Source organism: Streptomyces sp. JW3, assembly GCF_052216785.1.
Classification (GTDB): Bacteria; Actinomycetota; Actinomycetes; order Streptomycetales; family Streptomycetaceae; genus Streptomyces.
The window spans coordinates 58,808-82,620 of record NZ_JBQOUX010000023.1; the positions used below are offsets into that span (position 1 = coordinate 58,808).

Annotated in this window: 19 protein-coding genes and 2 pseudogenes; 9 read left to right on the forward strand and 12 right to left on the reverse strand. The window is 73.1% G+C overall.

Going from position 1 to position 23,813, the window contains the following annotated elements:
• The first annotated feature begins 52 nt into the window (after nucleotides 1-52).
• Nucleotides 53-454, forward strand: coding sequence for a winged helix-turn-helix transcriptional regulator (locus ACTT8P_RS12715; RefSeq protein ID WP_442831709.1), 402 nt, complete (start codon nucleotides 53-55; stop codon nucleotides 452-454).
• 169 nt (nucleotides 455-623) lie between these two features.
• Nucleotides 624-1,289 carry a hypothetical protein gene (locus tag ACTT8P_RS12720; protein WP_442831710.1) on the forward strand — a complete coding sequence of 222 codons (666 nt, stop codon included), beginning with the start codon at nucleotides 624-626 and terminating at the stop codon, nucleotides 1,287-1,289.
• Here ACTT8P_RS12720 and ACTT8P_RS12725 read toward each other — a convergent pair.
• The 7 genes from ACTT8P_RS12725 to ACTT8P_RS12755 form a co-directional block, all read right to left on the reverse strand.
• The gene (locus ACTT8P_RS12725; RefSeq protein WP_442831711.1) at nucleotides 1,280-2,812 is read right to left on the reverse strand and encodes an NCS1 family nucleobase:cation symporter-1; all 1,533 of its coding nucleotides are present in this window, start codon (nucleotides 2,810-2,812) and stop codon (nucleotides 1,280-1,282) included. The two genes, ACTT8P_RS12720 and ACTT8P_RS12725, sit on opposite strands and share 10 nt — an antisense overlap.
• A 105-nt stretch (nucleotides 2,813-2,917) precedes the next feature.
• The gene (locus tag ACTT8P_RS12730; RefSeq protein WP_442831712.1) at nucleotides 2,918-3,940 is read right to left on the reverse strand and encodes a TIGR03842 family LLM class F420-dependent oxidoreductase; all 1,023 of its coding nucleotides are present in this window, start codon (nucleotides 3,938-3,940) and stop codon (nucleotides 2,918-2,920) included.
• An 11-nt stretch (nucleotides 3,941-3,951) separates the two neighbouring features.
• Entirely contained in the window at nucleotides 3,952-5,361 is a 1,410-nt protein-coding gene (gene hydA / locus ACTT8P_RS12735) for a dihydropyrimidinase (protein ID WP_442831713.1), read from the reverse strand.
• Nucleotides 5,362-5,388: 27 nt separating this feature from the next.
• Complete coding sequence (locus ACTT8P_RS12740; protein ID WP_442831714.1) at nucleotides 5,389-6,672, reverse strand: aspartate aminotransferase family protein; 1,284 nt, start codon at nucleotides 6,670-6,672, stop codon at nucleotides 5,389-5,391.
• Nucleotides 6,669-7,511, reverse strand: coding sequence for a nitrilase-related carbon-nitrogen hydrolase (locus tag ACTT8P_RS12745; protein ID WP_442831715.1), 843 nt, complete (start codon nucleotides 7,509-7,511; stop codon nucleotides 6,669-6,671). The genes ACTT8P_RS12740 and ACTT8P_RS12745 overlap by 4 nt, the downstream gene beginning before the upstream one ends.
• Before the next feature lie 180 nt (nucleotides 7,512-7,691).
• The gene (locus ACTT8P_RS12750; RefSeq protein ID WP_442831716.1) at nucleotides 7,692-9,125 is read right to left on the reverse strand and encodes a hypothetical protein; all 1,434 of its coding nucleotides are present in this window, start codon (nucleotides 9,123-9,125) and stop codon (nucleotides 7,692-7,694) included.
• 69 nt (nucleotides 9,126-9,194) lie between these two features.
• Complete coding sequence (locus tag ACTT8P_RS12755) at nucleotides 9,195-9,497, reverse strand: helix-turn-helix domain-containing protein (RefSeq protein WP_442831717.1); 303 nt, start codon at nucleotides 9,495-9,497, stop codon at nucleotides 9,195-9,197.
• A gap of 355 nt (nucleotides 9,498-9,852) precedes the next feature.
• On the opposite strand from ACTT8P_RS12755, the gene ACTT8P_RS12760 reads away from it, so the two are divergent.
• The gene (locus ACTT8P_RS12760) at nucleotides 9,853-12,387 is read left to right on the forward strand and encodes an ATP-dependent Clp protease ATP-binding subunit (protein ID WP_442831718.1); all 2,535 of its coding nucleotides are present in this window, start codon (nucleotides 9,853-9,855) and stop codon (nucleotides 12,385-12,387) included.
• A gap of 49 nt (nucleotides 12,388-12,436) precedes the next feature.
• Here ACTT8P_RS12760 and ggt read toward each other — a convergent pair whose 3' ends face one another.
• Nucleotides 12,437-14,242, reverse strand: coding sequence for a gamma-glutamyltransferase (gene ggt / locus ACTT8P_RS12765; protein ID WP_442831719.1), 1,806 nt, complete (start codon nucleotides 14,240-14,242; stop codon nucleotides 12,437-12,439).
• A gap of 409 nt (nucleotides 14,243-14,651) precedes the next feature.
• Between ggt and ACTT8P_RS12770 the strand changes: the two genes are divergently transcribed.
• The gene (locus ACTT8P_RS12770) at nucleotides 14,652-15,806 is read left to right on the forward strand and encodes an MFS transporter (RefSeq protein WP_442831720.1); all 1,155 of its coding nucleotides are present in this window, start codon (nucleotides 14,652-14,654) and stop codon (nucleotides 15,804-15,806) included.
• A gap of 152 nt (nucleotides 15,807-15,958) precedes the next feature.
• The gene (locus ACTT8P_RS12775) at nucleotides 15,959-16,639 is read left to right on the forward strand and encodes a TetR/AcrR family transcriptional regulator (RefSeq protein ID WP_442831721.1); all 681 of its coding nucleotides are present in this window, start codon (nucleotides 15,959-15,961) and stop codon (nucleotides 16,637-16,639) included.
• On the opposite strand, the pseudogene ACTT8P_RS12780 reads toward ACTT8P_RS12775, so the two are convergent.
• A pseudogene (locus tag ACTT8P_RS12780) lies at nucleotides 16,610-16,879 on the reverse strand (LuxR C-terminal-related transcriptional regulator); the annotation flags it as partial. The gene ACTT8P_RS12775 and the pseudogene ACTT8P_RS12780 sit on opposite strands and share 30 nt — an antisense overlap.
• 348 nt (nucleotides 16,880-17,227) lie before the next feature.
• On the opposite strand from ACTT8P_RS12780, the gene ACTT8P_RS12785 reads away from it, so the two are divergent.
• Complete coding sequence (locus tag ACTT8P_RS12785; protein WP_442831722.1) at nucleotides 17,228-18,361, forward strand: LysR family transcriptional regulator; 1,134 nt, start codon at nucleotides 17,228-17,230, stop codon at nucleotides 18,359-18,361.
• A 390-nt stretch (nucleotides 18,362-18,751) separates the two neighbouring features.
• Here ACTT8P_RS12785 and ACTT8P_RS12790 read toward each other — a convergent pair.
• From ACTT8P_RS12790 to ACTT8P_RS12800, 3 genes and pseudogenes are all read right to left on the reverse strand, one after another.
• Nucleotides 18,752-18,961: pseudogene (locus tag ACTT8P_RS12790) on the reverse strand (helix-turn-helix domain-containing protein); the annotation flags it as partial.
• On the reverse strand, nucleotides 18,937-20,142 hold the full coding sequence (locus tag ACTT8P_RS12795) for a chorismate mutase (RefSeq protein ID WP_442831723.1): 1,206 nt from the start codon (nucleotides 20,140-20,142) through the stop codon (nucleotides 18,937-18,939). The gene ACTT8P_RS12795 and the pseudogene ACTT8P_RS12790, both read right to left, overlap by 25 nt.
• Before the next feature lies 1 nt (nucleotide 20,143).
• Nucleotides 20,144-20,905: an AfsA-related hotdog domain-containing protein gene (locus ACTT8P_RS12800; RefSeq protein WP_442831724.1), complete on the reverse strand. Its 762-nt coding sequence runs from the start codon at nucleotides 20,903-20,905 to the stop codon at nucleotides 20,144-20,146.
• A gap of 246 nt (nucleotides 20,906-21,151) precedes the next feature.
• On the opposite strand from ACTT8P_RS12800, the gene pdhA reads away from it, so the two are divergent.
• From pdhA to ACTT8P_RS12815, 3 genes are all read left to right on the forward strand, one after another.
• Complete coding sequence (pdhA, locus tag ACTT8P_RS12805; protein ID WP_442831725.1) at nucleotides 21,152-22,267, forward strand: pyruvate dehydrogenase (acetyl-transferring) E1 component subunit alpha; 1,116 nt, start codon at nucleotides 21,152-21,154, stop codon at nucleotides 22,265-22,267.
• A 41-nt stretch (nucleotides 22,268-22,308) separates the two neighbouring features.
• Nucleotides 22,309-23,307 (forward strand): alpha-ketoacid dehydrogenase subunit beta, encoded by a 999-nt coding sequence (locus ACTT8P_RS12810; protein WP_442831731.1) that lies wholly within the window; start codon nucleotides 22,309-22,311, stop codon nucleotides 23,305-23,307.
• Nucleotides 23,304-23,813: biotin/lipoyl-containing protein (locus ACTT8P_RS12815; RefSeq protein ID WP_442831726.1), on the forward strand; the 510-nt coding region annotated here is incomplete at its 3' end. The genes ACTT8P_RS12810 and ACTT8P_RS12815, both read left to right, overlap by 4 nt.

The following is a 23,813-nucleotide window of genomic DNA, read 5'->3' on the forward strand; positions in this document are numbered from 1 at the left end:
ACTACCATCGGGTTTCCCAGACGGCACTTTCCCGACAGGTGGTGAGCCCGGCGTGACCACGTCCCGGCGCGGTGACCTCTTCGATCCGCTGTGCCCGACCCGGCAGTTGCTGGACCGCATCGGCACCAAGTGGACCTCGATGGCGATCAAGGTGCTCGCCGACGCGGCCCCCGGTGAGGTGCGTTTCGCGGACCTGCGGCGCCGGATGCCGGGCATCTCGCAGAAGATGCTCTCCGTCACCCTGCGCGGCCTGGTCGGCGACGGCCTGGTGGAACGCCGGGTGGAGCCGACCGTGCCGCCCGCCGTGCACTACCGGCTGACCGGCCTCGGCCGCTCCCTGGAGGAGCCGCTGTCCGCGCTGCGCGCCTGGGCCGAGCGGCACATGGCGACGATCGACGAGACACACCGCAGGCAGGAGGCGACGTCGAACGGGCCGGGCGGCAACGGGAGTTGACGTCGCGGGCGGCGGTCGCTCGTCGCCCCTGACGGTCCGTGCGGGGCTGTCTGCGTCACCGCGCGGGCACGGAGCGAGTTCACCCTTCCGCCCCACAGGGAGACGTGTGAGACTGGCGTCCCGTCCGCTGTGCGGACCCCTCCGCACCGTCCCCCACGAGAAGTGCGCCGTGTCCTCGCTCCCCCTGCCGCTCGCCCTCACCGCGCGCCTGGCCCCGGTCGCCGTGCTCGCCACGGCGGGCTGGGTGCTGTCGTCGCCGTCCGACACCACCTCGGCCGCCAAACCCGAGGCGACGGCGACCGCCTCCGGCACACCGACCGCCTCCGCGTCCGCCACCCGGGCGGCGACGAAGACGTACGCCAGTGCCCCCGATCCCTGCGCGAGCCTGGCCAAGAAGACGATCACCTCGCTGGTGCCGGGCGCCAAGACGGCCGGCAAGGAGATCGCCTCCACCGACGCCGAGGTGCGCCGCACCTGCTCGTGGAACGCGCTCAAGGGGTACGACTACCGCTGGCTCGACGTGTCCTTCGAGGTGACGGAGTCCGACGAGGCGGCCGCGAAGACGTACCAGGAGCGGATCACCGACAAGAGCGGCGGCGGCGCGGTCGAGGGGCTCGGCGACGCGGCGTACTCCGTCGTCAACCTCACCACCGAGGACAAGCAGCAGACCCGGGAGGGCACGGTGGTGGTCCGGGCCGCCAACGCGCTGGTGGTCATCACCTACAACGGCAGCGACTTCGAGTCGAAGAAGGCACCGGACACGGACACGATCAACAAGGGTGCCATCAAGGCCGCCAAGGAGGCCGTGGCCTCCTTGGCGGACGGTCAGGGCTGACCCGCCGCGCGCCGGCCGCCGGCCGTCAGCGCGAGGTAGACGGCGAGGGAGGTGCCGAGTCCGACGGCCCAGCCGTAGTCGGCGAGTGGCTGGAGGAACGGGATCAGGCCGTCCACGGGGAACGGGCCCGCCTTGTTCCCGGCCGCGTCCAGGGTCGAGTACGAGCCGCCCACGGCGAGCAGCCCGCCGGCCACGAACGCGGCGACGGCCCGCCAGTTCCAGCCGCCCGCGTACCAGTACCGTCCGTGCGCGACATACAGGTCGGCCAGGTGCAGTTCGGTGCGCCGGACGATCCAGTAGTCGGCGATCAGAATGCCGGCGACGGTGCCGAGCAGACCGCCGACCACACCGAGCCAGGTGAAGATGTACAGCTCGGGCGTCGAGGTCAGCTTCCACGGCATGACGACGACACCGAGCACCCCGGTGATGATCGCGCCGGTGCGGAAGGTGACGCGCTTCGGCGCGAGGTTGGCCAGGTCGTAGGCGGGTGAGACGACGTTGGCGGCGACGTTGACGGAGATCGTCGCCACGAACACGGTGATCAGCGCGAAGAGCAGACCGAACACGTTGTCGGTCTTGCCGGCCAGCTCGACCGGGTCCCAGATCGCCGCGCCGTACACCTGCTGCGAACCGGAGGTGACCAGCACCGACATCAGCGCGAACAGGGTCATGGTGGTGGGCAGGCCGAGGGTCTGCCCCCACACCTGCGCCCGCTGGCCCTTGCCGAAGCGGGTGAAGTCGGGGATGTTCAGGGACAGCGTCGACCAGAAGCCGATCATGCCCATCAGGCCGGGGAAGAAGACCTTCCAGAAGTCGGCGCCCCAACCGACCTTCGACGGCTCGTGCAGCAGCGGCCCGAAGCCGCCCGCCTTGCCGGCGATCCAGACCAGCAGCACCACCGCGCCGACCAGGACGAACGGGGCGGCCCAGTTCTCGAACCGGCGCAGCGTCTCCATTCCCCGGTAAATCAGGGCGAGTTCGATCACCCAGAAGACCAGGAAGCACAGCCACAGGGTCCACGGGTAGCCGCCGACCTTCCCGGCGTCCGCCCAGCCGCCGAAGATCTTGCCGAGCAGCACGAAGATGCCCTGGCCGCCGATCCAGGTCTGGATGCCGAACCAGCAGCAGGCCACCGCCGCCCGCAGCAGCGCGGGCAGATTGGCGCCCCGGACGCCGAACGAGGCGCGGGCCAGCACCGGGAAGGGGATGCCGTACTTCGGTCCGGCGTGGCCGGTCAGCAGCATCGGCAGCAGCACGATGACGTTGGCCAGCCCGATGGTCAGCACCGCCTGCTTCCAGTCCATGCCCAGCGCCACCAGCCCGGAGGCCAGCGTCCAGGACGGGATGCAGTGGGCCATGCCGATCCACAGGGCCACGAAGTTGTACGTGGTCCAGCGGCGCTCGGCGAGCGGGACGGGACGCAGGTCGTCGTTGGCGTAGCGGCTGCCGGCCGGGTAGGCGTCGGGCGGCAGTTCGACGGCGCCGGTGGGGACGGGGGCGGGTATGGGAGCGGTGTCGGTCATGGGCAGGCCAATCGGGCGAGGGGACGGGAGAGGCCGTGCGGGTGCGGGACCGGTGGTGGGGCGGTGGGGGGCAGGGCGGATACGGGGCCGGTGGGCCGGGGGAGGTCAGCCGTTGACGGCCGGGATCACCTGGGAGCCGTAGGCGTCGATGACGGATTCCCGGGCGTCGTGCATGGCGTAGAGGGCGAACTGGTCGACGCCGAGGGCGCGCAGCGCGGTCAGTTTCTCGATGTGCCGCTCGGCCGGTCCGATCAGGCAGAACCGGTCGACGATCTCGTCCGGCACGAAGGCGGTGTCCGGGTTGTCGCTGCGGCCGTGGTGGGCGTAGTCGTAGCCGTCGCGGGCCTTGATGTAGGCGGTGAGTTCGGCGGGTACGGCGGCGGAGTGCTCGCCGTACCTGGCGACCAGGTCGGCCACGTGGTTGCCGACCATGCCGCCGAACCAGCGGCACTGCTCGCGGGCGTGGGCGAGGGCGGCGGGCGAGTCGTCCGCGGTGACGTAGGCGGGCGCGGCGACGCACACGGTGACCTCGGCCGGGTCGCGGCCGGCCGCCACCGCCGCGGCCTTCACCGCCTTGACCAGGTACTCGGTGAGGTAGAGGTCGGCGAGCTGGAGAATGAAGCCGTCGGCCTCCTCGCCGGCCAGCTTCAGGGCCTTCGGCCCGTACCCGGCCATCCAGACCGGGAGTTCGGCGCCGGGCCCGATCCACGGGAACCGGACCACCGTGCCGCCGCCGAGGTCGGCCTCCGCTCCGCTGCCCAGCGCCCGGATCACCCGCATGGCGTCGCTGAGCCGGGCCAGGGTGTTCGGCGGGCGGCCGGCCACCCGCATCGCGGAGTCGCCGCGGCCGATGCCGCAGACGGTGCGGTTGCCGTACATGTCGTTGAGGGTGGCGAAGGTGGAGGCGGTCACCTCCCAGGTACGGGTGCCCGGGTTGGTGACCATCGGGCCGACCTTCAGCTTCTGGGTGTTGGCGAGGATCTGGCTGTAGATGACGAACGGCTCCTGCCACAGCACGGCGGAGTCGAAGGTCCAGCCGTAGCGGAAGCCATGGCGTTCCGCCCGTTTCATCAGGCTGATGACCCGGGCGGCCGGTGGGTCGGTCTGCAGGACGAGTCCGAAATCCATGGGCGCGGCTCCTAGTTCAGGTACTGGCAGGTGGAGCGCGGGGTGTAGACGCCGTGGCCCTTGCGTCCGGTGTACTCGCGCTCGGTGATGACCGGCTCGCCGCGCGAGAGGACGGTGTCGACCCGGCCGGTGATCCGCCTGCCCTCGTACGCCGAGTAGTCGACGTTCATGTGGTGGGTGGCGGCGGAGACGACCTGATCGGCGTCCGGGTCGTAGAGCACGATGTCGGCGTCCGCGCCCGGCGCGATGGTGCCCTTCCTGCCGTACAGGCCGAACATCCGGGCCGGCGCGGCGCAGGCGATCTCGATCCAGCGGCGGCGCGAGATGTGCCCGTCGACCACGGCCTGGTGCAGCAGGTCCATCCGGTTCTCCACGCCCGGCAGCCCGTTGGGGATCTTGGAGAAGTCGCCGCGGCCCCGTTCCTTCTGGCCGGTGAAGCAGAACGGGCAGTGGTCGGTGGAGACCACCTGGAGGTCGTCGGTGCGCAGCCCCCGCCACAGCGCCGCCTGGTGCTCGCGCGGCCGAAGCGGCGTACTGCACACGTACTTGGCGCCCTCGAAGTCCGGCTCGGCGAGGTTGTCGGTGGACAGGAAGAGGTACTGCGGGCAGGTCTCGCCGAAGACCGGCAGCCCCTCGTCGCGGGCCCGGGCCAGTTCCGCGACCGCCTCCACCGCCGAGACGTGCACGACGTACAGCGGTGCCCCGGCGACCTGGGCGAGGCGGATCGCGCGGTGGGTGGCCTCGGCTTCGAGGAGAGCCTTGCGGACCTCGCCGTGGAAGCGGGGGTCGGTCTCGCCGCGGGCCAGGGCCTGCTGCACCAGGACGTCGATGGCGATGCCGTTCTCGGCGTGCATCATGATCAGGCCGCCGTTGTCGGCGGCGCGCTGCATGGCGCGCAGGATCTGGCCGTCGTCGGAGTAGAAGACCCCCGGGTAGGCCATGAACTGCTTGAACGAGGTCACCCCCTCCCCCACCAGCAGGTCCATCTCCTTCAGCGTCTCCTCGTGCACATCGGAGACGATCATGTGGAAGCCGTAGTCGATCGCGCAGTTGCCCTCCGCCTTGGCGTGCCAGGCGTCCAGGCCCGCGCGCAGCGAGCCGCCCTTGGACTGGATGGCGAAGTCGACGATCGTGGTGGTGCCGCCCCAGGCGGCGGCCCGGGTGCCGGTCTCGAAGGTATCGGCGGCGAAGGTGCCGCCGAACGGCATCTCCATGTGGGTGTGGGCGTCGACGCCGCCCGGGATGACGTACTTGCCGGTGGCGTCCAGCACCCGGTCGGCGGTGAACGCCTCGGCGGCCGGGGTGCCGGTGGCGGCGAGGGCGGCGATCCGGCCGTCCTCGATCAGGACGTCGGCACGCACTTCGTCGGCGGCGGTGACGACGAGGCCGCCGCGGACGACGGTACGGCTGCTGCTGCTCATGCGGTTCCCTCTCGCAGGGCCGGGCGCTTACAGACTGCTGAGCGCGCGTTCCAGGATCGCGGCGCCCTCCTCGGCCTCCGCGACGGTCAGGGTGAGCGGCGGGGCGATGCGCAGCGCGCTGGTGTCGTGGCCGCCGCCCTTGCCGATCAGCAGTCCGCCGGCCCGGGCCTCCTCCAGTACCGCCGAGGCGGCCCGCGGGTCGGCCTCGTCGGTGCCGGGCCGGGTCAGCTCGACGCCGATCATCAGGCCCCGGCCGCGCACCTCGCGGACGTGCGGCACCCGGGCGGCGACGGCCCGCAGCCGCTCGATGAGCAGTCCGCCGACCCGGCGGGCGTTGCCCTGGAGGTCGTGTTCGAGGAGGTAGCCGAGGTTGGCGAGACCGGCCGCCATGGTGATCTGGGTGCCGCCGAAGGTGGAGATGCTGCCCGCGTCCAGACAGTTCATGATCTCGGCGCGGGCGATGACGCCACCGATGGACATGCCGTTGCCGATGCCCTTGGCGAACGTCACGAGGTCGGGCGGGCCGCTCCGGCCGTGCGCCTGCCAGCCCCAGAAGTGGTCGCCGGTGCGGCCCCAGCCGGTCTGCACCTCGTCGGAGATCCACAGGATGCCGCGCTCGCGCAGCACCTCGCGGAAGGCGGCGTACAGGCCGTCCGGCGGGGAGGTGAACCCGCCGACGCCCTGCACGGGTTCGGCGATCAGCGCGGCCGGCGGGCGGGTGTGGCCGAGCAGGTCCGTCAGGTCACCGACGCACGCGGCGATGAACTCCCGGTCGGCCAGGTGCGCGTAGGGGCCCCGGGTGCGGACGCCGCCGTGCACGTAGAGGGTCTGGAGCGGGGAGAGGGAGGTGGGTGACCAGCCGCGGTTGCCGGTGATGCCGACGGTGGCGAAGGACCGGCCGTGGTAGCTGTTGCGCATCGCCAGGACCGTGTCGCCGCGCCGGTACGCCGTCGCCAGCAGCAGGGCGGTGTCGTTGGCCTCGGTGCCGGAGGTGGTGAAGAAGACCCGGGCGTCGGGGATGCCGCTCACCTTGGCGATCCGCTCGGCGAGTTCGACCATCGGCCGGTTGAGGTAGAGGGTGGAGGAGTGCAGGAGCCGGCCGGCCTGTTCGGCGACCGCCTTGGTGACCTCGGGCAGGGCGTGCGCGGTCATGGTGGTGAGGATGCCGCCGAAGAAGTCCAGGTAGCGGTTGCCGGCCGCGTCCCACACGTGCCGGCCCTCGCCGTGGGTGATCTCCAGGGGGTCCTCGTAGTACAGGGCAAGCCAGTCGGGCAGCACGGCCCGGTGGCGGCCCAGCAGGTCGTGGGTCACGGCCGCACCAGCCCCTCGTAGGCGTCGGGGCGGCGGTCGCGGTAGAAGGCCCACTGCTGCCGCACCTGTTCGACAAGGCCGAAGTCGAGGTCGCGGACGACCAGTTCCTCCTTGCTGTCGCTGGCGGTGTCACCGACGAACTGGCCGCGCGGGTCGACGAAGTAGGAGGTGCCGTAGAAGTCGTTGTCGCCGTACTCCTCCTGGCCGACGCGGTTGATGGCGGCGACGAAGTACTCGTTGGCGACCGCCGCCGCGGGCTGCTCCAGCCGCCACAGGTGGGCCGAGAGGCCGCGGTGGGTGGCGGACGGGTTGTACACCAACTGGGCGCCGTTGAGGCCGAGTTGCCGCCAGCCCTCCGGGAAGTGCCGGTCGTAGCAGATGTAGACGCCGACCCGGCCCACGGCGGTGTCGAAGACCGGCCAGCCGAGGTTGCCGGGCCGGAAGTAGTACTTCTCCCAGAAGCCGTGCACCTGCGGGATGTGATGCTTGCGGTAGGTGCCGAGGACGGTGCCGTCGGCGTCGATCACGGCGGCGGTGTTGTAGTAGAAGCCGGACTGCTCGACCTCGAAGACGGGGGCGACGACGACCATGCCGGTCTCCCGGGCGAGATCCCGCATCCGGCGCACGGTGGGGCCGTCGGGGACGGGTTCGGCCCAGCGGTAGTGCTCGGGGTCCTGGACCTGGCAGAAGTAGGGGGCGTTGAAGACTTCCTGGAACCCGATGATCCGCGCGCCCCGGCGGGCCGCCTCGCGGGCGTGCTCCTCGTGTTTCGCCACCATGGACTCGGTGTCCCCGGTCCAGGTGGCCTGGACCAGAGCGGCACGTACGACGTTGGCCATGAGCTGCTCCTTCGACGCGACGTCAGAGCCTCTACGCCCGTAGAACAGGCCGTAGAAGGACGAAAGTAGGCCCCCTGGACGAGCTTGCCAAGACCATCGTCGTCAAGGCGTGATGTCGATCGGGTTTCACACTCCGGTGGACGAGCGGGCTCCCCGGCAGGTCAGCACGGTCCGGCCCGGTCAGCCCGCCAGTCCGGCCACCCGCAGGGCGTGGACGAGATCCCAGTGCCGTTCGTCGCCGACGCCGAGGGCGGCTTCGAGCAGCAGCGGGACCAGCCGCGGCGGGTCGGGGGCGACGCTGCGCGCGGCCTGTTCGGGGGTGCGGACCCGGACGTAGGCGCCGAGCAGCACCCGGGCCGCGCGGTGCCGGCCGGCGTCGACCAGGCCGAGGACGCCCCGGCCGATCTCGTCGGCCGGCCGTACGACGCCCTGCCGCAGCATCTGCTCGGCGTCGTGCTCGCGGCCCGCCCCGGCCAGCGCGTCGGCGGCATCGACCAGCCGGTCCGCGGGCAGCGCGGCGGCCTCCCAGAGCAGCGTGGCCCAGTCCGCGCCGAGCCCGGCGTCCCGCAGCGCGTCGGCGAACAGGGGCAGGCGTACGGCGGGCCACTGCGCGGCCTCGGCCAGCAGCCCGTGCGCCTCGCCGCTGCGTCCCGTGCGGCGCAGATACGCCAGCCGCCGCACCGCTTCGGCGACCGCGTGCCGGTCGGCCGCCCCGGGCCCTTCCCCGCCGGTCCCGCCGGGCTCCGCCGCGCCGGCCCCGGCGAAACGGGCGCCGCGGGGGGTGGGAGCGGGGGGCTCGTGGGGTCCGGGCGGTCCGGAGGCTTCGGGTGCGGTCGGTACGACGGGTACGGCGAGGGGGGCGGTGCCCTCCTCGGCCATCCCGGCGAAACGGGCACCGCCGCGCTTGCGTTTCCTGGTGTGGGGGGTGGGGGCGGAGGCGGCGCTGGGGGCGGCGGCGACGGGGCTGGGCGTGCCGGGGGCGGGCCCGGCGCCAGCAGGCCCGGTGGGGGCGGCAGCAGGGCCGTCGGCCTGCTGCCGTCCCGCGGCGCCCCGGTGCTCGTGCTCGTGCTCGCTCCAGGAAGGTTCCGCCCAGGACTCCGCGCCGGTCGGCCGGGTCACGCGGGCCAGCCGGCCGCGCAGTTCCGCCACCCGGGCGGTGGCCCGTTCCTGGTCGTCGCGGGTCCAGGCCAGCTCGCGGCGCAGGGCGTCGGCCGCCTCGCGGGTCGGGGCGGCGGCGAGGCGCCGGCTCAGTTCCGCCGCCCGGTCGGCGGCGTGCCGCTGCTCGCGGAGCATCAGGGCGAGCCGGTCGCCGAGCGCGTCCCGGCCCCCCGGCCGGGTGTCGTACGCGGCGAGCGCGGCGGTGTGCAGGGACTGGGCCCGGTTCCGCTCGGCGGCGGCGGTCGCCGGGGCGTACCGCGCGCCGAGGTCCCGCAGCAGCGCCTCCACCACGTCCCAGGGCGGCACCTCACGCCCGTCGAGACAGGCCCGCATCCCGTCGGGGTCGCGCTGCCAGAAGACGGCGTACCAGCCGCCGCCCCGGTCCAGCCGGGCCAGCAGCCCGGTCAGGTAGTGCGCGAACCGGCCCACCGCAGCGGGCAGTTGTTCCACGGCCATGCGTCGACTCCCCCCGGACTCCGACCGACTGGAGCACTCCGGTCCGGTCCGTAGGGAACACCAGCCGTGTTACGCCGCGACTACGGGGAGTTTTCCGCCGCCGTTCTCCGGGTGCCCGGTCGCCGCCGCGGCGGGCCCGCACCACTGGGCCAGGGTGTCCAGCGACAGGCCGAGCGCCCGGGCCAGCGCGGCGACCGTGAAGAAGGCCGGGGTCGGCGCCCGGCCGGTCTCGATCTTGCGCAGGGTCTCGGCGGAGACGCCGGCGGCGGCGGCGATCTCGGGCATGCTGCGACCGCCGCGCGCCTCCCGCAGCAGCCGCCCCAGCCGCTCGCCGCGTTCGCGCTCTTCGGGGGTGAGGGGAGTGCGTACCATGCCGTCATTCTAATACCGGTCCCGGCGGATGCGGCCGGTCCGTATTTGTTGGCCTTCGAAGCTGATCGCAGGTCGCGGGGGCGACGGTTCGGAGCGGGAGTACCGGTTCCGCAGCACCTCGGCGGAGTGGCTGCCCTGGGAGGCACCGGTGAGCGAGCTGGGCCGTGATGGACGCCTTCCTGGAGGAGGGGTACTCCTCGCCGAGCACTGGAGATGCCGCCCGCCGCGCGCCGTGCCAGGGTGGTCGCACAGCACGCCCCGGTGTGTGACCGGCGCCCCTCCGGGTTACCCGACCCCGGCACGTCGACCAGCGAAGGCGTCCCGGACCGGCGCGGGGACGCCGGATGGGAAGGCCATGACCAGCGGCTTCAGCGGACCGGAAGGGTACGACCCCTTCGCGGAGTTCTTCGCCCGTTTCTTCGGCGGCCCGCGCCAGGGTCCCCGCCAGATCGACATCGGCCGGCTGCTCAGCCAGCCCGCCCGTGAGCTGGTCCGGGGCGCGGCCCAGTACGCCGCCGAGCACGGCAGCCGGGATCTGGACACCGAGCATCTGCTGCGTTCCGCGCTCACCACCGAGCCGACCCGCAGTCTGCTCAGCCGGGCCGGTGCCGACCCCGACTCGATGGCGTCGCAGATCGACGAGCGGACCGGGCCGGTGCAGCACAAGCCCGGCGAGGCCCCGCCGCCCACGTCCCTCTCCCTGACCCCGGCGGTCAAGCGGGCCCTGCTGGACGCGCACGAGCTGGCCCGCGCCTCCGGCACCGGCTACATCGGCCCGGAGCACGTGCTCAGCGCGCTCGCCGCCAACCCGGACTCGGCGGCCGGGCACATCCTGAACGCGGCCCGCTTCGCGCCCTCCGCGCTGCCCCCGGAGACCCCGGAGGCCACCCAGACCCGGACCGCCGAGGGCCAGCGGACCGCCAACACCCCGACCCTCGACAAGTACGGCCGCGACCTCACCGAACTGGCCCAGCAGGGCCGGATCGACCCGGTGATCGGGCGGGACGACGAGATCGAGCAGACCGTGGAGGTGCTCTCCCGGCGGGGCAAGAACAACCCGGTGCTGATCGGTGACGCGGGCGTCGGCAAGACCGCCATCGTGGAGGGGCTGGCCCAGCGGATCGCCGACGGGGACGTCCCGGACGTGCTGATCGGCCGCCGGGTGGTCGCCCTGGACCTGACCGGCGTGGTGGCCGGCACCCGCTACCGGGGCGACTTCGAGGAGCGGCTGAACACCATCGTCGGCGAGATCCGCGCCAACTCCGACCACCTGATCATCTTCATCGACGAACTGCACACGGTGGTCGGCGCGGGCGGTGGCGGCGAGGGCGGCTCGATGGACGCCGGCAACATCCTCAAGCCGGCCCTGGCCCGCGGCGAGCTGCACATCGTGGGCGCCACGACTTTGGAGGAGTACCGCCGGATCGAGAAGGACGCGGCGCTGGCCCGCCGCTTCCAGCCGATCCTGGTGCCCGAGCCGACCCCGGCGGACGCCATCGAGATCCTGCGCGGCCTGCGCGACCGCTACGAGGCCCACCACCAGGTCCGTTACACCGACGAGGCGCTGGTGGCGGCGGTGGAGATGTCGGACCGCTACCTCACCGACCGGCGGCTGCCGGACAAGGCCATCGACCTGATCGACCAGGCCGGCGCCCGGGTCCGGCTGCGGGCCCGCACCAAGGGCACCGACGTACGCACGCTGGAGCGCGAGGTCGAGCAACTGGTGCGGGACAAGGACCAGGCGGTCGCGGACGAACAGTACGAGCAGGCCACGCAGTTGCGGGACCGGATCGTGGAGCTGAAGCAGCGGATCGCGGAGGCGGCCGGTGACGGCCAGGCCGACGAGGGCCAGAACCTGGTCGTCTGCACCGAGTCCATCGCCGAGGTGGTGTCCCGGCAGACCGGCATCCCGGTCAGCAGCCTCACCCAGGAGGAGAAGGACCGGCTGCTCGGCCTGGAGCAGCATCTGCACGAGCGGGTCGTCGGCCAGGACGAGGCGGTCCGGGTGGTGTCCGACGCGGTACTGCGCTCCCGCGCCGGCCTCGCCAGCCCGGACCGGCCGATCGGCAGTTTCCTCTTCCTCGGCCCGACCGGCGTCGGCAAGACCGAACTGGCCCGCGCGCTCGCCGAGGCCCTGTTCGGCAGCGAGGACCGGATGGTGCGCCTGGACATGAGCGAGTACCAGGAACGGCACACGGTCAGCCGCCTGGTCGGCGCCCCGCCCGGGTACGTCGGCCACGAGGAGGCCGGCCAGCTCACCGAGGTGGTCCGCCGCCACCCGTACTCACTGCTGCTGCTGGACGAGGTGGAGAAGGCGCACCCGGACGTCTTCAACATCCTCCTCCAGGTCCTGGACGACGGACGGCTGACCGACTCCCAGGGCCGCACGGTCGACTTCACCAACACCGTGGTCGTGATGACCAGCAACCTCGGCTCCGACGTGATCAACCGGCGCGGTGCCACCCTGGGGTTCGGCGCGGGCGGCTCCGAGGCCGACGAGGAGGCCCGGCGCGAACAAGTACTGCGGCCCCTGCGCGAGCACTTCCGGCCGGAGTTCCTCAACCGGATCGACGAGATCGTCGTCTTCCGCCAGCTCACCGGCGAGCAGCTGCGGCAGATCACCAGCCTGCTCCTGGACCAGACCCGGCGGATGGTCAGCGCCCAGGGCATCACGGTCGACTTCACCGACGCCGCGGTGGACTGGCTGGCCGCACGCGGCTACCAGCCCGAGTACGGCGCCCGCCCCCTGCGCCGCACCATCCAGCGCGAGGTGGACAACGAACTGTCCCGCCTGCTGCTGGACGGCCGGGTGGCGGAGGGCGGCCGGGTGACGGTGGACGCCGAGGCCGGCCACCTCACTTTCAGCACACCGGGAGCGACAGCTCCCTAGGGGCGCGGGGAACTGCGCGCCCAGCCACGACGGCGCCGCACCAAACCACTCACCCGGTGGGCCTCACCACCATCGCGGCTCCCCCACCACGGCGTTCCTTCTCCGCAGCCGCGAGCCACCGCCCGTCGGGCAACCGCTGCACCCCGGTAGCCGCGCCGATCTCGGCGTTCACCTTGAACGAATGCCCGAGCCCCTCAAGCTCCGCCCGGAGGGCACTGTCGTACAGCCCGGGTTCCAGTTCCGTCTGCGCGGCGTTGCGCTGACTGGCGCGCGGCGCGGCGATCGCGTCGACCAGCGGCAGGTCCCGGTCCAGGAAACCGGTCAGGGTCTGGAGCACGGTGGTGATGATGGTCGCGCCACCGGGTGAGCCGACCGCGACCACCGGCCGGTCGTGCCGGTCCAGCACGATGGTGGGCGCGATCGAGGACCGGGGCCGCTTGCCGGGACCGGGCAGGTTCGGGTCGGGCACCGCCGGGTCGGCGGCGGTGAAGGAGAAGTCCGTCAGCTCGTTGTTGAGCAGGAAGCCGCGGCCGGGCACGGTGATGCCGCTGCCGCCGGTCTGCTCGATGGTGAGCGTGTAGGCGACGACGTTGCCCCACTTGTCGGCGGTCGTCAGGTGGGTGGTGTTCTCGCCCTCGTACGTCGTCGGCGCCGCCGTGCCGCCCGTCGCGCAGGCCGCCGGGTCGCGCGGGTCGCCGGGCGCGAGCGGGCTGGTGAGTACCGCGTCGTCGCTGATCAGGCACTCCCGCGAGTCGGCGTACCGCTGCGAGAGCAGTTCCTTCGTCGGTACGTCCTCGACGGCGGGGTCGCCGACCCAGCGCCCCCGGTCGGCGAAGGCGATCCGGCTGGCCTCGATGAAGCGGTGCAGGTACTCGGCCTTGCTCGCCTTGGACAGGTCGGTGCGTTCCAGGATGTTGAGGGCCTCGCCGACCGTGGTGCCGCCGGAGGAGGACGGGGCGATGGAGTAGACGTCCAGGCCCCGGTAGGAGGTCTTGGTCGGCGGCTGGAGCTTGGCGCGGTAGGCGGCGAGGTCCCGCTTCGTCAGGTCGCCGGGGCGTGCGTGCCAGCCCGAGTCGGGGTCCACCGGCGGCTTGTTGACGGTGGCGAGGATGTCCTCGCCGAGGTCGCCGTGGTAGATCGCGCCGACGCCCTTACGGGCCAGTTCCCGGTAGGTGCGTGCCAGGTCGGGGTTCTTGAAGGTGGCGCCGACGGCCGGGAGTTCGCCGCCGGGCAGGAACAGCTCGGCGGTGTCGGGGAAGTAGCGGAACCGGGTCTCGTTGGCGGCGGTCTGGGAGCGGAAGGTCTCGTCGACGGTGAAGCCGTGCTGGGCCAGGCGCTCGGCCGGGGCCAGTACCGTGCCAAGGCTCCGGCTGCCCCACTTGTCGAGGGCCGTCTGCCAGGTGGCGGGGGTGCCCGGGGTGCCGACGGCCAGACCGCTGCTGACCGCGTCGGCGAACGGGATCGCCGCGCCGTCCTCCGTGAACAGGCCCGCGTCGGCGGTCAGCGGCGCGGTCTCCCGGCCGTCGATGGTGCGTACCGTACGGGACTTGGCGTCGTAGTAGACGAAGTAGCCGCCGCCGCCGACGCCGGCCGAGTAGGGCTCGGTGACGCCGAGCGCGGCGGCGGTGGCCACGGCGGCGTCGACCGCGTTGCCGCCCTTGCGCAGCACCTCGATGCCGACGGCGGTGGCGTCCGCGTCGACGCTGGCGACAGCGCCGCCGTAACCGGTGGCGACCGGCGTCTTCACCGGTTCCGCGCCGCTGTGCTGTCCGGTGGGCGGTGCCGCCGCCCCTACTGAGACGACGGCGGCCGAGACCGCCAGTACCGTGAGTTTCCGTGCGACCGGGTGACGCATCCGCACCTGCACCTCCTGAGAGAACCGTCCGGGCCAGTTGGTCGTCATGCCCCCGTCAGGGGCCAGTCGAACATTTCTCCCCCTGCGACCGCCAGCATGCGTGCTCGGGGCTGCGGATCTGCGCAACACCACGGGGATCGACCCACTTGTTCGGCCGCCGCGCATCCGTAGGCGGCCATTGAATAGACGCGCCGTCTGGTCTAGGCTCTCCAATAGACGCAACGGTAAGTCTTGTCATGAGCGTGCGCACACCGGCGCGCGCATTCGCACGTCTTGCCTGTGCCTCGTGATCGTTTCGCTCCTTCCGCTCTTCCATCGCTCATGAGAGGCCACCGCAGTGGGGAACTCGACCGTTCGCGCCGGCGACCGGACCGGCGCACCACCGACCGCACGTGGTGCCGGCCTCGCCGTGTTCAGCGTGGCCTTCGCCTTCTGGATCACCATGGCGGGCACCACCGCGCCCACCCCCCTGTACCCGCTCTACGGCGACGAGTTCGGCTTCACTCCGTTCACCGTGACCGTGGTCTTCGCCGTCTACGCGCTGGGCGTCGTCCTCGGACTGCTGGTCTTCGGCCGGCTCTCGGACCAGGTGGGACGCCGGCCCGTGCTGGTCGCCGCCACCCTGCTGTCCGTACTGGCGGCGGTGGTGTTCCTGCTGGCGCAGAACGTCGCCGCCATGATCGTCGCCCGGATCGTCTCCGGCTTCTCCGCCGCGCTGGTGACCGGCGCCGCGACGGCATCGCTCACCGAGCGGCTCGGGCAGCACAGCCGGGTGAAGCCGGCCACGGTCGCCCTGCTCGCGAACATGGGCGGGCTCGCCTGCGGCACCCTGCTGGCGGGCATCCTGGCGGACCTCGCGCCGTCCCCGCTGCGCACCCCCTGGATCGTCATGCTGGTCCTCGCCGCCGTCGCCGCCCTCGGCGTGCTGCTGAACGGCGAGAGTTCGGCCCACCGGTCCCGGTTCTCCCTCGAGTTGCAGCCGCTGCACGTCCCGGGCGAGATCCGGTCCGACTTCCTGCGGTCGGCGATGGCCGCGGGCGCCGGCTTCGCCGTGCTCGGTGTCCTGACCGCCGTGACGGGCCTGTTCCTGGGCACCGTTCTGCACGAGTCCAGCCATTCGCTGACCGGTCTGGTCGTCTTCGTCGCCTTCGCGTGCACCGCGCTCGGCCAGTTCCTCGTCCGCACCCTCAAGCCCGGCACCGCCCTGCCCGTGGCCTGTCTGGGCCTGATCGTCGCGGCCGGCCTGATCGCCGCCGCGATGGCCACCAGCACCCTGGCCCCGCTGCTCGCCGGCGCCACCGTCAACGGACTGGCCACCGGCATCGCCGTCGGCCACGGCATCGGCACCATCACCACCCGCAGCGCCCCGCAGCACCGCGGCGCGTCCGTGTCCACCTTCTTCGCCATCCTCTACTCGATGCTGGCGGTGCCCGCGATCGGCGTGGGCGTCCTGATCCGCGAGACCAGCCTGCGCCCCGCCGGCGAGACGTTCAGCGCGGTGGTCGCCGCGCTCTGCCTCGGGGTGCTGCTCAGCCTGGTACGGACGGGCCGCAGGGCCTCCTGAGCGGACCCCGCTGTGCCAGAATCACCGCGACGGACACGACGTGAAGGGTTGACGGAGCCATCGGTACCACGCGGAAACCACCACCGGCCGCGGCGAAGACCACGGTCATCAGCCGGACCGGTCCCCGCCGCAGCGAGAGCGTACGGCTGGCCGTGCTGAACGCCGCGGACGACCTGCTGGTCGAGCGGGGGTTCGCCGCCCTGACCATCGAGGGCATCGCCCAGCGCGCCGGCGTGGCCAAGCAGACGATCTACCGCTGGTGGAAGTCGAAGGTCGACATCCTCCTCGACACCCTCACCGACGACGCCCGCGACGCCCTGATGTGGCACGTGAGCGCGGGTGCCGACGCGGAGGAAGCGCTCGCGGCCCATCTGCGGCGGGTGGCCGACTTCTTCCAGGAGCCGGCCGGCCAGGTGCTCCAGGCCCTGCTCGGCCACGCCCAGCTCGACGACGACACCGCGGCGGCGCTGCGGGCCGGGTTCCTGCGGGAGCAGCGGGAGCGGGACGTCGCCGGACTGCGTGATCTCCTCGCCGGCGAGGAGATCAGGGTCGACGACCGCGGTCTCGATCACCTCGTCGACCTCGCGCTCGGCCCGCTGTACCTCCGGGTGCTGGTGTTCGGTGCGCCGATCGACAGGGAACTGCTGCACACCACGGCCCGGTTCACGCTCGCGCTGGCCCGCGAGCTGTCGGCCCGCCGCACGTGGTCAGTGCAGGGTGATGCAGCCGCTCCTTATCCCCTCGATGACAGCCTCGGTACGGGACTCCGCGCCCAACTTGATGAATATCGAATGCAGATGGACCTTGACGGTTCGCTCGGATATTCCCAGTAAGCGCGCCACCATCCTGTTCGAGTTCCCCTCCTTGATCCCGTCGAGGACTTGACGCTCCCGCGGGGTGAGCGTTGTCGGACGAGATGCGCTAACCATTTTCTTCCCCCTGCCATGCATGGCCATCACCCGCCAACGATTGCTCGTTGCGAAAACAGTATATGCATCGAAGGGGCAGTCGGAGATTAAACGTGAGTTACTTCGCAACGACAAGTTGCCTTTTGAACGAGTTCCGTCGCACATTTGGGGAAATCATTGATTCCGCTTCAAGCAAATGCATCCTGCAAGTATTTCACTGACCGGACAATCGCCTGCTCAGCGCGTTCTACCTGGTGAGCGCCCGGTCTTTTGATTCAGTCATTTATCATGACCAATTCGAAAGTCTTGCCCAAGAACGCCCCTTTTTCGCAGCCGGTCCGCAGGGATCGAGCCGCGGCATCCATATCGCAACGCCACTGAATGTGCCGAGCCGTTCGCATTTCTCTCCGGTGCCGCCGGCGGAAATGGCCGAGTACTGCTCCCGGCGGTCTTCGCGGCCGTACTGTGGCTGCGACCGAGGCACGACGACCACGGCACCACCAAGGGGAAGCATTGAGCGAGACCGGCGTCGACGGCCATCAGGACGGCTGGGCCGATGAACTGTCCGGCCGGCCCGGGACGAACGTGGACCTGCGGCTGCTGCCGGCCCTGGACGCGCTGTTGCAGGAGGGAAGTGTCACGGGCGCGGCGGAACGGCTGGCGCTGTCCCCGGCCGCCATGAGCCGGACGCTGGCCAGGATCCGCCGCGCCCTCGGCGACCCGGTCCTGGTCCGCGCCGGGCGGGGCCTGGTGCCCACCCCCCGGGCGCTGGAACTCCGGCCGAAGGTACGGGCGTTGATGTGGCAGGCGGAGTCACTGCTCAGCCCGAGCCGGCAGCAGGACCTGTCCCGGGTCAGCCGGACGCTGACCATCGTGGCGGACGAGGCGTACGCGGCGGTGCTGGCGCCGGCGCTGCTGAGCCGGGCGGGCGCGGAGGTGCCGCTGGCCCGGTTCGCGTTCACGGTGGAGAACACCCACGGCAGCGCGCCGCTGCGCGAGGGCGCCGTGGACATCGAGGTCGGCGTCATTGACGAACCCAGCCCGGAGCTGCGGATCGAGCCGCTGTTCGAGGATCGGTTCGTGGGCGTGGCGCGGGCCGGCCACCCGCTGCTGGCCGCGGAGGTGACCGCGGCGGCGTTCGCCTCGGTGCGGCACGTCAGCGTCTCCCGCAAGGGCCGGATGGCGGGGCCCATCGACACCGCGCTGCACGCCCTCGGGCTGCGCCGGGAGGTGATCGCGTCCGTGGCGAACTACGGCGAGGCGCTGCTGATGATCCCGACCGGCGACCTGGTGACCGCGATGCCCCGCTCGGTCGCCGCCGGCGCGCGACGGTCGGTGAACGTCGAGCTGTTCGACCTGCCGGTGGGCACCGAGCCCATCAGCGTCTGCCAGGCATGGCACCCGCGGCACGAGTCCGAGCCCGTGCACGGGTGGCTGCGCGGGGCCGTACGGGCCGCGCTCACCCGCCCGGCGTCCCCGTCCGCCGCGCCGCGCTCAGGTGCGCCGCGGGCCGGCCGGCTGCCGGAGCAGACCGCCGAGGAGGACGTCGAGCAGGCCGTCCAGGGGGACGTCGCGGGGGACGTCGTGGGGGACGTCGTGGGGGACGTCGTGGGGGACGTCGTGGGGGACGTCGACGGCCGGGGGTGACTCCCCGGCCCCTGCCCCCTCACCCTCCCCCTGGCCCTCCGCGTCCGCCGCCGTGCTGACGGCCATGCCGACGACCGCGCCCAGCAGCAGGTGCGCGGTGACCGCCGGATCGAGGTCGCGCGGTGTCTCGCCCCGGCCGGCCGCCCGCGCCAGCAACTGGGCCAGCCGGCCGGCCACAAGGGCCCGGCACCCGGCGTCCGCGGCGTCCGGGCTCGGGGTGCCGCCCACCCCCCAGAACACCGCGTGCCGGACCGGGTCGGCCGCCGCCGCCCGGGCCAACGCGTCCAGCAGGACGGTGAGTTCGGCCACCGGCGAGCGGCCGTCCCCGGCGGCGCTGACGGCCGGCAGCGACCGCAGGCGCGCGCGGACCGGACCGGTGACCTCGCGCAGCACCTCGGCCCGTCCCCGTACATGGCGGTACAGCGCCGCCTTGGTGACGCCGAGGCGGCCGGCGATGTCGCTCATGCTCGTCGCGTCGTGGCCCCGTTCGTGAAACAGGGCCGTCGCGGCCGCGAGGACATCCTCACGACCGCGACGCGGGCGGCGGGACGGGGCCGCCGTCCCCGGTGCCGGACTCACCGCGGTGACCGCCCCCGGCACATCTCCAGCAGCGCCTCGGCGAGGCCCGCCCCGCCCTCCCCCAGTTCCTCGGCGTACCGGCCCCGGATGGACCGCTCGCGTCCGGAGTCCAGCGGGGCGCCGCCCCCGCCGGTACGGATGCGCTGGATCTCCCGGGAGGTCTCCAGCCGCTGCTTCAGCGTGCCGATCAGGGAGCGGTCCAGGTCGTCGATCCGCTCCCGCAGCCGGTCGATGTCCCTGGGCGCGGCTTCGCCGGCGGTGGCGGTGGTCTCGCTGTGCATGGTCGTCGGTCTCCGTTCGTACGGCGGTGAGGCGGGGGGCGCCGAGGCGTACGACCCCAGGGACCGCAGTCCGGGCAGCCGCAGCCGCAGCAGTCCGACCGCGCGGGCGGTCGCGGGCTGTTCGGCGCTGCCCGGGCAGTCCGCGAACAGCACCGAGCCGCCGCGGCCGTCGGGCACGGTGTGCAGGGACACGCCCCGCAGGAAGGGGTGGCGCCGCAGGTCGTCCAGGAGGGCGCCGAGGGCGTCCGGCGGGCCCGGCAGCCGGCCGACCAGCGAGGTGCGGTCGGCCGGCCGCAACGGCGGGACGACGGATGTGCCGAAGCGCGCGCACAGCAGGAACCGGGTGACCGCGCCGGCGGTGTCCTGGATGCCGGCGGCCAGCGCCCGCAGGCCGTAGTGGGCGGCGGTGAAGGCACCGGCCACCGCGGCGTCGCACGCGCCGTCCCGGACCCGGCGCGCGGCCTCGGCGTTGGACGGCGCCGGCAGCCAGCGGGCCCGGGGCAGCCGGCCGGCCAGCCAGCGGCCGACCTGCGCCCCGGCGTGCGGGTGGCCGCTCACCGTGCGGACGGCGGCGAGCGGGGTGCCGGGACGGACCAGCAGGGCGAAGTCGATGGTGAGCACGGCCTCGCGCAGGACGGCCGGCGCGGGTGCCTCGGCGAGCGCGCGCACCGTGTCCCCGACCGGTCCGGCCACCGTGTTGTGCACGGGCAGCATCGCGGCGTCGGCGTCGCCCCGGTGCACCAGCTCCAGGGCTCGGGCGGCCGTGGCGGCCGGCAGCAGCCGGGAGCCGGCGGCCTCCGGGAGGGTGCGCAGCGCCCGTTCGGTGAAGGTGCCCTCCGGCCCCAGGTACGTCAGCCGCCACGGGCCCGGGACACGTCCCGGCGCGGGACGCGGGTGGGTGTCCGGTACCGGCGTCTTCATGTCACGCGGTGGCGAGCGCGGCGTCCACCGTACTCGCCACGGCGCTTTTGGCCCGGCGCAGTTCCTTGTCCTCCAGCAGTCCGGGAGCGAACGCGGCGGCGTCGACGGTGACACTGGCGGCGGCCCGGCCGGCCTGCTCGACCACCACCGTGGTGCGGACGGTGAGCCGGCTCGGCTCCGACAGGTCCGAGGCGTCCACGGTGAGCCGCAGGGTGGCGCCGACCGGGAAGAGGAAGTTGGAGAACGTGGTGTTCATCGAGTTCAGCACGATGTAGTAGCGCTGCTGCGGCCAGCGGGCCGTGAAGTAGCGCTCCACCACGGCGAGGAACATCTGGCGGGCCGCCTCGACGGCCACCATGCCCTGCACGTGCACGCGGTCCTGCACGTCGACGAGGAGTTCGTTGTGGTCGTGCAGCCGCAGCTGAGCCTCGTAGGTGGTGTCGTCGACCTGTGCGAGGCCGGCCACCAGCACGTTGTCCTCGCGGGCCTTGTGCAGTTCGTGGCGGCCCGCGGGTTCCCCGGCGGTGTGCACCAGGGCGACGCGGTCGGCCAGCCGCCGGCGGGCGATGGCGTCCTGGAGGCAGGAGACCTCGAACGGGCCGACGCCCTGGCCGGTGACCACGCGCACCGGTCCGTCGACGGCGTCCAGGTCGCCGGCGTCGAGCGCGCGGGTGAGCGAGGAGAAGGTGTCGGCGCCGACGGCCTCGGCGAAGTCGCGGAACCGGTCGCCGACGACGAGTCGGGACGTGGTCGTGCTGCTCATGGGGGAGCCTCCTGGCTGGCGGGGAGCCGCGGTCTGCGACACGGCGGACGTGACTTCAGCGTGGAGTCCGGGCCAGGGGGCCGCCAGTCGCCTGTTGGGAGTAGGTACGAGGTACTAGCCGTATCGGCCGACTGCCGTCGCCGCGTCCCGCCGCGAATGCTGGTGCGGAAGACGCCGGCTCCCGGTCGCGGGCGCGTGCCCGGGAGCCGCCGGCCCCAGTCCACCGGCCCAAGGAGCCCCGATTCCATGACCGTTCTCGATCCGCCGGGTGTCGGTGCGGCCGGGGCGGCGGCCATGCTGCCCGCCCTGGAACCGCTGACCCTCATCGACGACCCGGCCGGCACCCGCGACCTCGACGACGCGTTGCTGCTGGAGCTGTACCGGCAGTTGGTGCGCGGGCGCCGTTACAACCAGCAGGCGACCGCGCTGACCAAGCAGGGCAGGCTGGCGGTCTACCCGTCGACCACGGGGCAGGAGGCCTGCGAGGCCGGGGCCGTGCTGGCCCTCGACGAGCGGGACTGGGTCTTCCCCACCTACCGGGACACCCTGGCCCTGCTGGTGCGGGGCGTCGACCCGGTGGAGGTGCTGACCCTGCTGCGGGGCGACTGGCACAGCGGGTACGACCCGCACGAGCGGCGGGTGGCGCCGCTGTGCACGCCGCTGGCCACCCAGACGCTGCACGCGGTGGGGCTGGCCCACGCCGCCGCGCTGCGCGGTGACGCGCTGGCCGTCCTCGCACTGACCGGGGACGGGGGCACCAGCGAGGGCGACTTCCACGAGGCGCTGAACTTCGCGGCCGTGTACCGCGCGCCGGTGGTCTTCCTGGTGCAGAACAACGGGTACGCGATCTCCGTGCCGGTGGCCCGGCAGTCCGCGGCCCCGAGCCTGGCGCACAAGGCGGTCGGCTACGGCATGCCCGGGGTGCTGGTCGACGGCAACGACGCGGCGGCCGTCCACCGGACCGTGCGGCAGGCCGCGGACCGGGCCCGCGCGGGCGGTGGGCCGACCCTCGTCGAGGCGGTGACCTACCGCCTGGACGCGCACACCAACGCCGACGACGCCACCCGCTACCGCAACGCGGCCGAGGTGGAGTTCTGGCGCCGCCGGGACCCGGTGGACCGGATGGAACGGCATCTGCGCGAGCGCGGGCTGCTGGACGACGCCGGCGTCGACCGCGTCCGGCGGGAGGCCGAGGAGATGGCCGCGGAGCTGCGGGCCCGGCTCGCGAAGGAGCCGGCGCCCGACGCCCTGGACCTGTTCGCGCACGTCTACGCCCGGCGCACTCCCCAGCTGGAGGAGCAACGCGACATGCTGATCGCCGAGTTGGCGGCCGACGCCGCGGCCGAGGGGGCCGCGCAGTGACCGCCGCCGCGCCCGCCACGCGGTCCGCCGCCGGGGCGGGCATCGAGCAGGTGACGCTGTCCAAGGCCCTCAACCTGGCCCTGCACGACGCGCTGGCCGATGACGACCGGGTCCATCTGATGGGTGAGGACATCGGCCCGCTGGGCGGCGTGTTCCGGGTCACGGACGGTCTGGCCGCCGAGTTCGGCGACGCCCGGGTCGCCGACACCCCGCTCGCCGAGGCCGGCATCCTGGGCACCGCCGTCGGCATGGCCATGTACGGGCTGCGTCCCGTCGTGGAGATGCAGTTCGACGCCTTCGCGTACCCGGCGTTCGAGCAACTCGTCAGCCATGTCGCCAAGATGCGCAACCGCACCCGCGGCGCCCTGCCCATGCCGATCACCGTCCGCATCCCCTACGGCGGCGGGATCGGCGGCGTCGAGCACCACAGCGACGCCTCGGAGGCGTACTACGCGCACACCCCCGGGCTGCACGTGGTCACGCCGGCCACCGTGCCCGACGCCTACGGCCTGCTGCGCGCGGCGATCGCCTCGGACGACCCGGTCGTCTTCCTCGAACCCAAGCGCCTGTACTGGTCGAAGGGCGACGTCGACCGTTCGGCCGCCCTGCCCGGGCCGGGCCGGGCCGCGGTCCGGCGGGCCGGCACCTCGGCCACCCTGATCACGTACGGGCCTTCGCTGCCGGTCTGCCTGGCGGCCGCGGAGGCGGCGGCGGCCGAGGGCCGGCAGCTGGAGGTGGTGGACCTGCGCAGCCTGGTGCCCTTCGACGACGAGACGGTGTGCGCCAGTGTCCGGCGCACCGGCCGGGCCGTCGTCGTGCACGAGGCCCAGGGCTTCGCGGGCTTCGGCGCCGAAATCGCCGCGCGGGTCACCGAGCGCTGCTTCCACCACCTGGAGGCGCCGGTGCTGCGGGTCACCGGCTTCGACATCCCCTACCCGCCGCCGATGCTGGAGCGGCACCATCTGCCGGACGTCGACCGGGTGCTGGACGCCGTCGACCGGCTGCAGTGGCCGGACGGCACGCCCGGGGAGGGCGCATGACCACGACCACGCGCGAGTTCGTCCTGCCGGACCTGGGCGAGGGCCTCACGGAGGCGGAGATCGTACGGTGGCTGGTCGCCGAGGGGGACCAGGTCCACGTCGACCAGCCGGTGGTGGAGGTGGAGACCGCCAAGGCCGTGGTGGAGGTCCCGTGCCCGTACCCGGGGGTCGTGGTCCGGCTGTGGGGCCGGGCCGGTGACAGCCTGGACGTGGGGCAGCCGCTGGTGTCGGTCCGTGAGCGGCGGGGCGCCGAGGAGGAGGAGCCGGCCGCCGGGGACTCCGGCAGCGTGCTGGTCGGCTACGGGACGTCGGCGCCCGCGGCCCGGCGCCGGCGGATCCGCACCGGCCCGCCCGCGGCCGCGGCCGTCGTGGCGGTGCCCCGGCCGGACGGCGGGCCGGCCGGGCCGGTGCCGGTGATCTCCCCGCTGGTGCGCCGGCTGGCCCGGGAGCGCGGTCTCGACCTGCGGACGGTCCGGGGCAGCGGACCCGGCGGGCTCGTCCTGCGC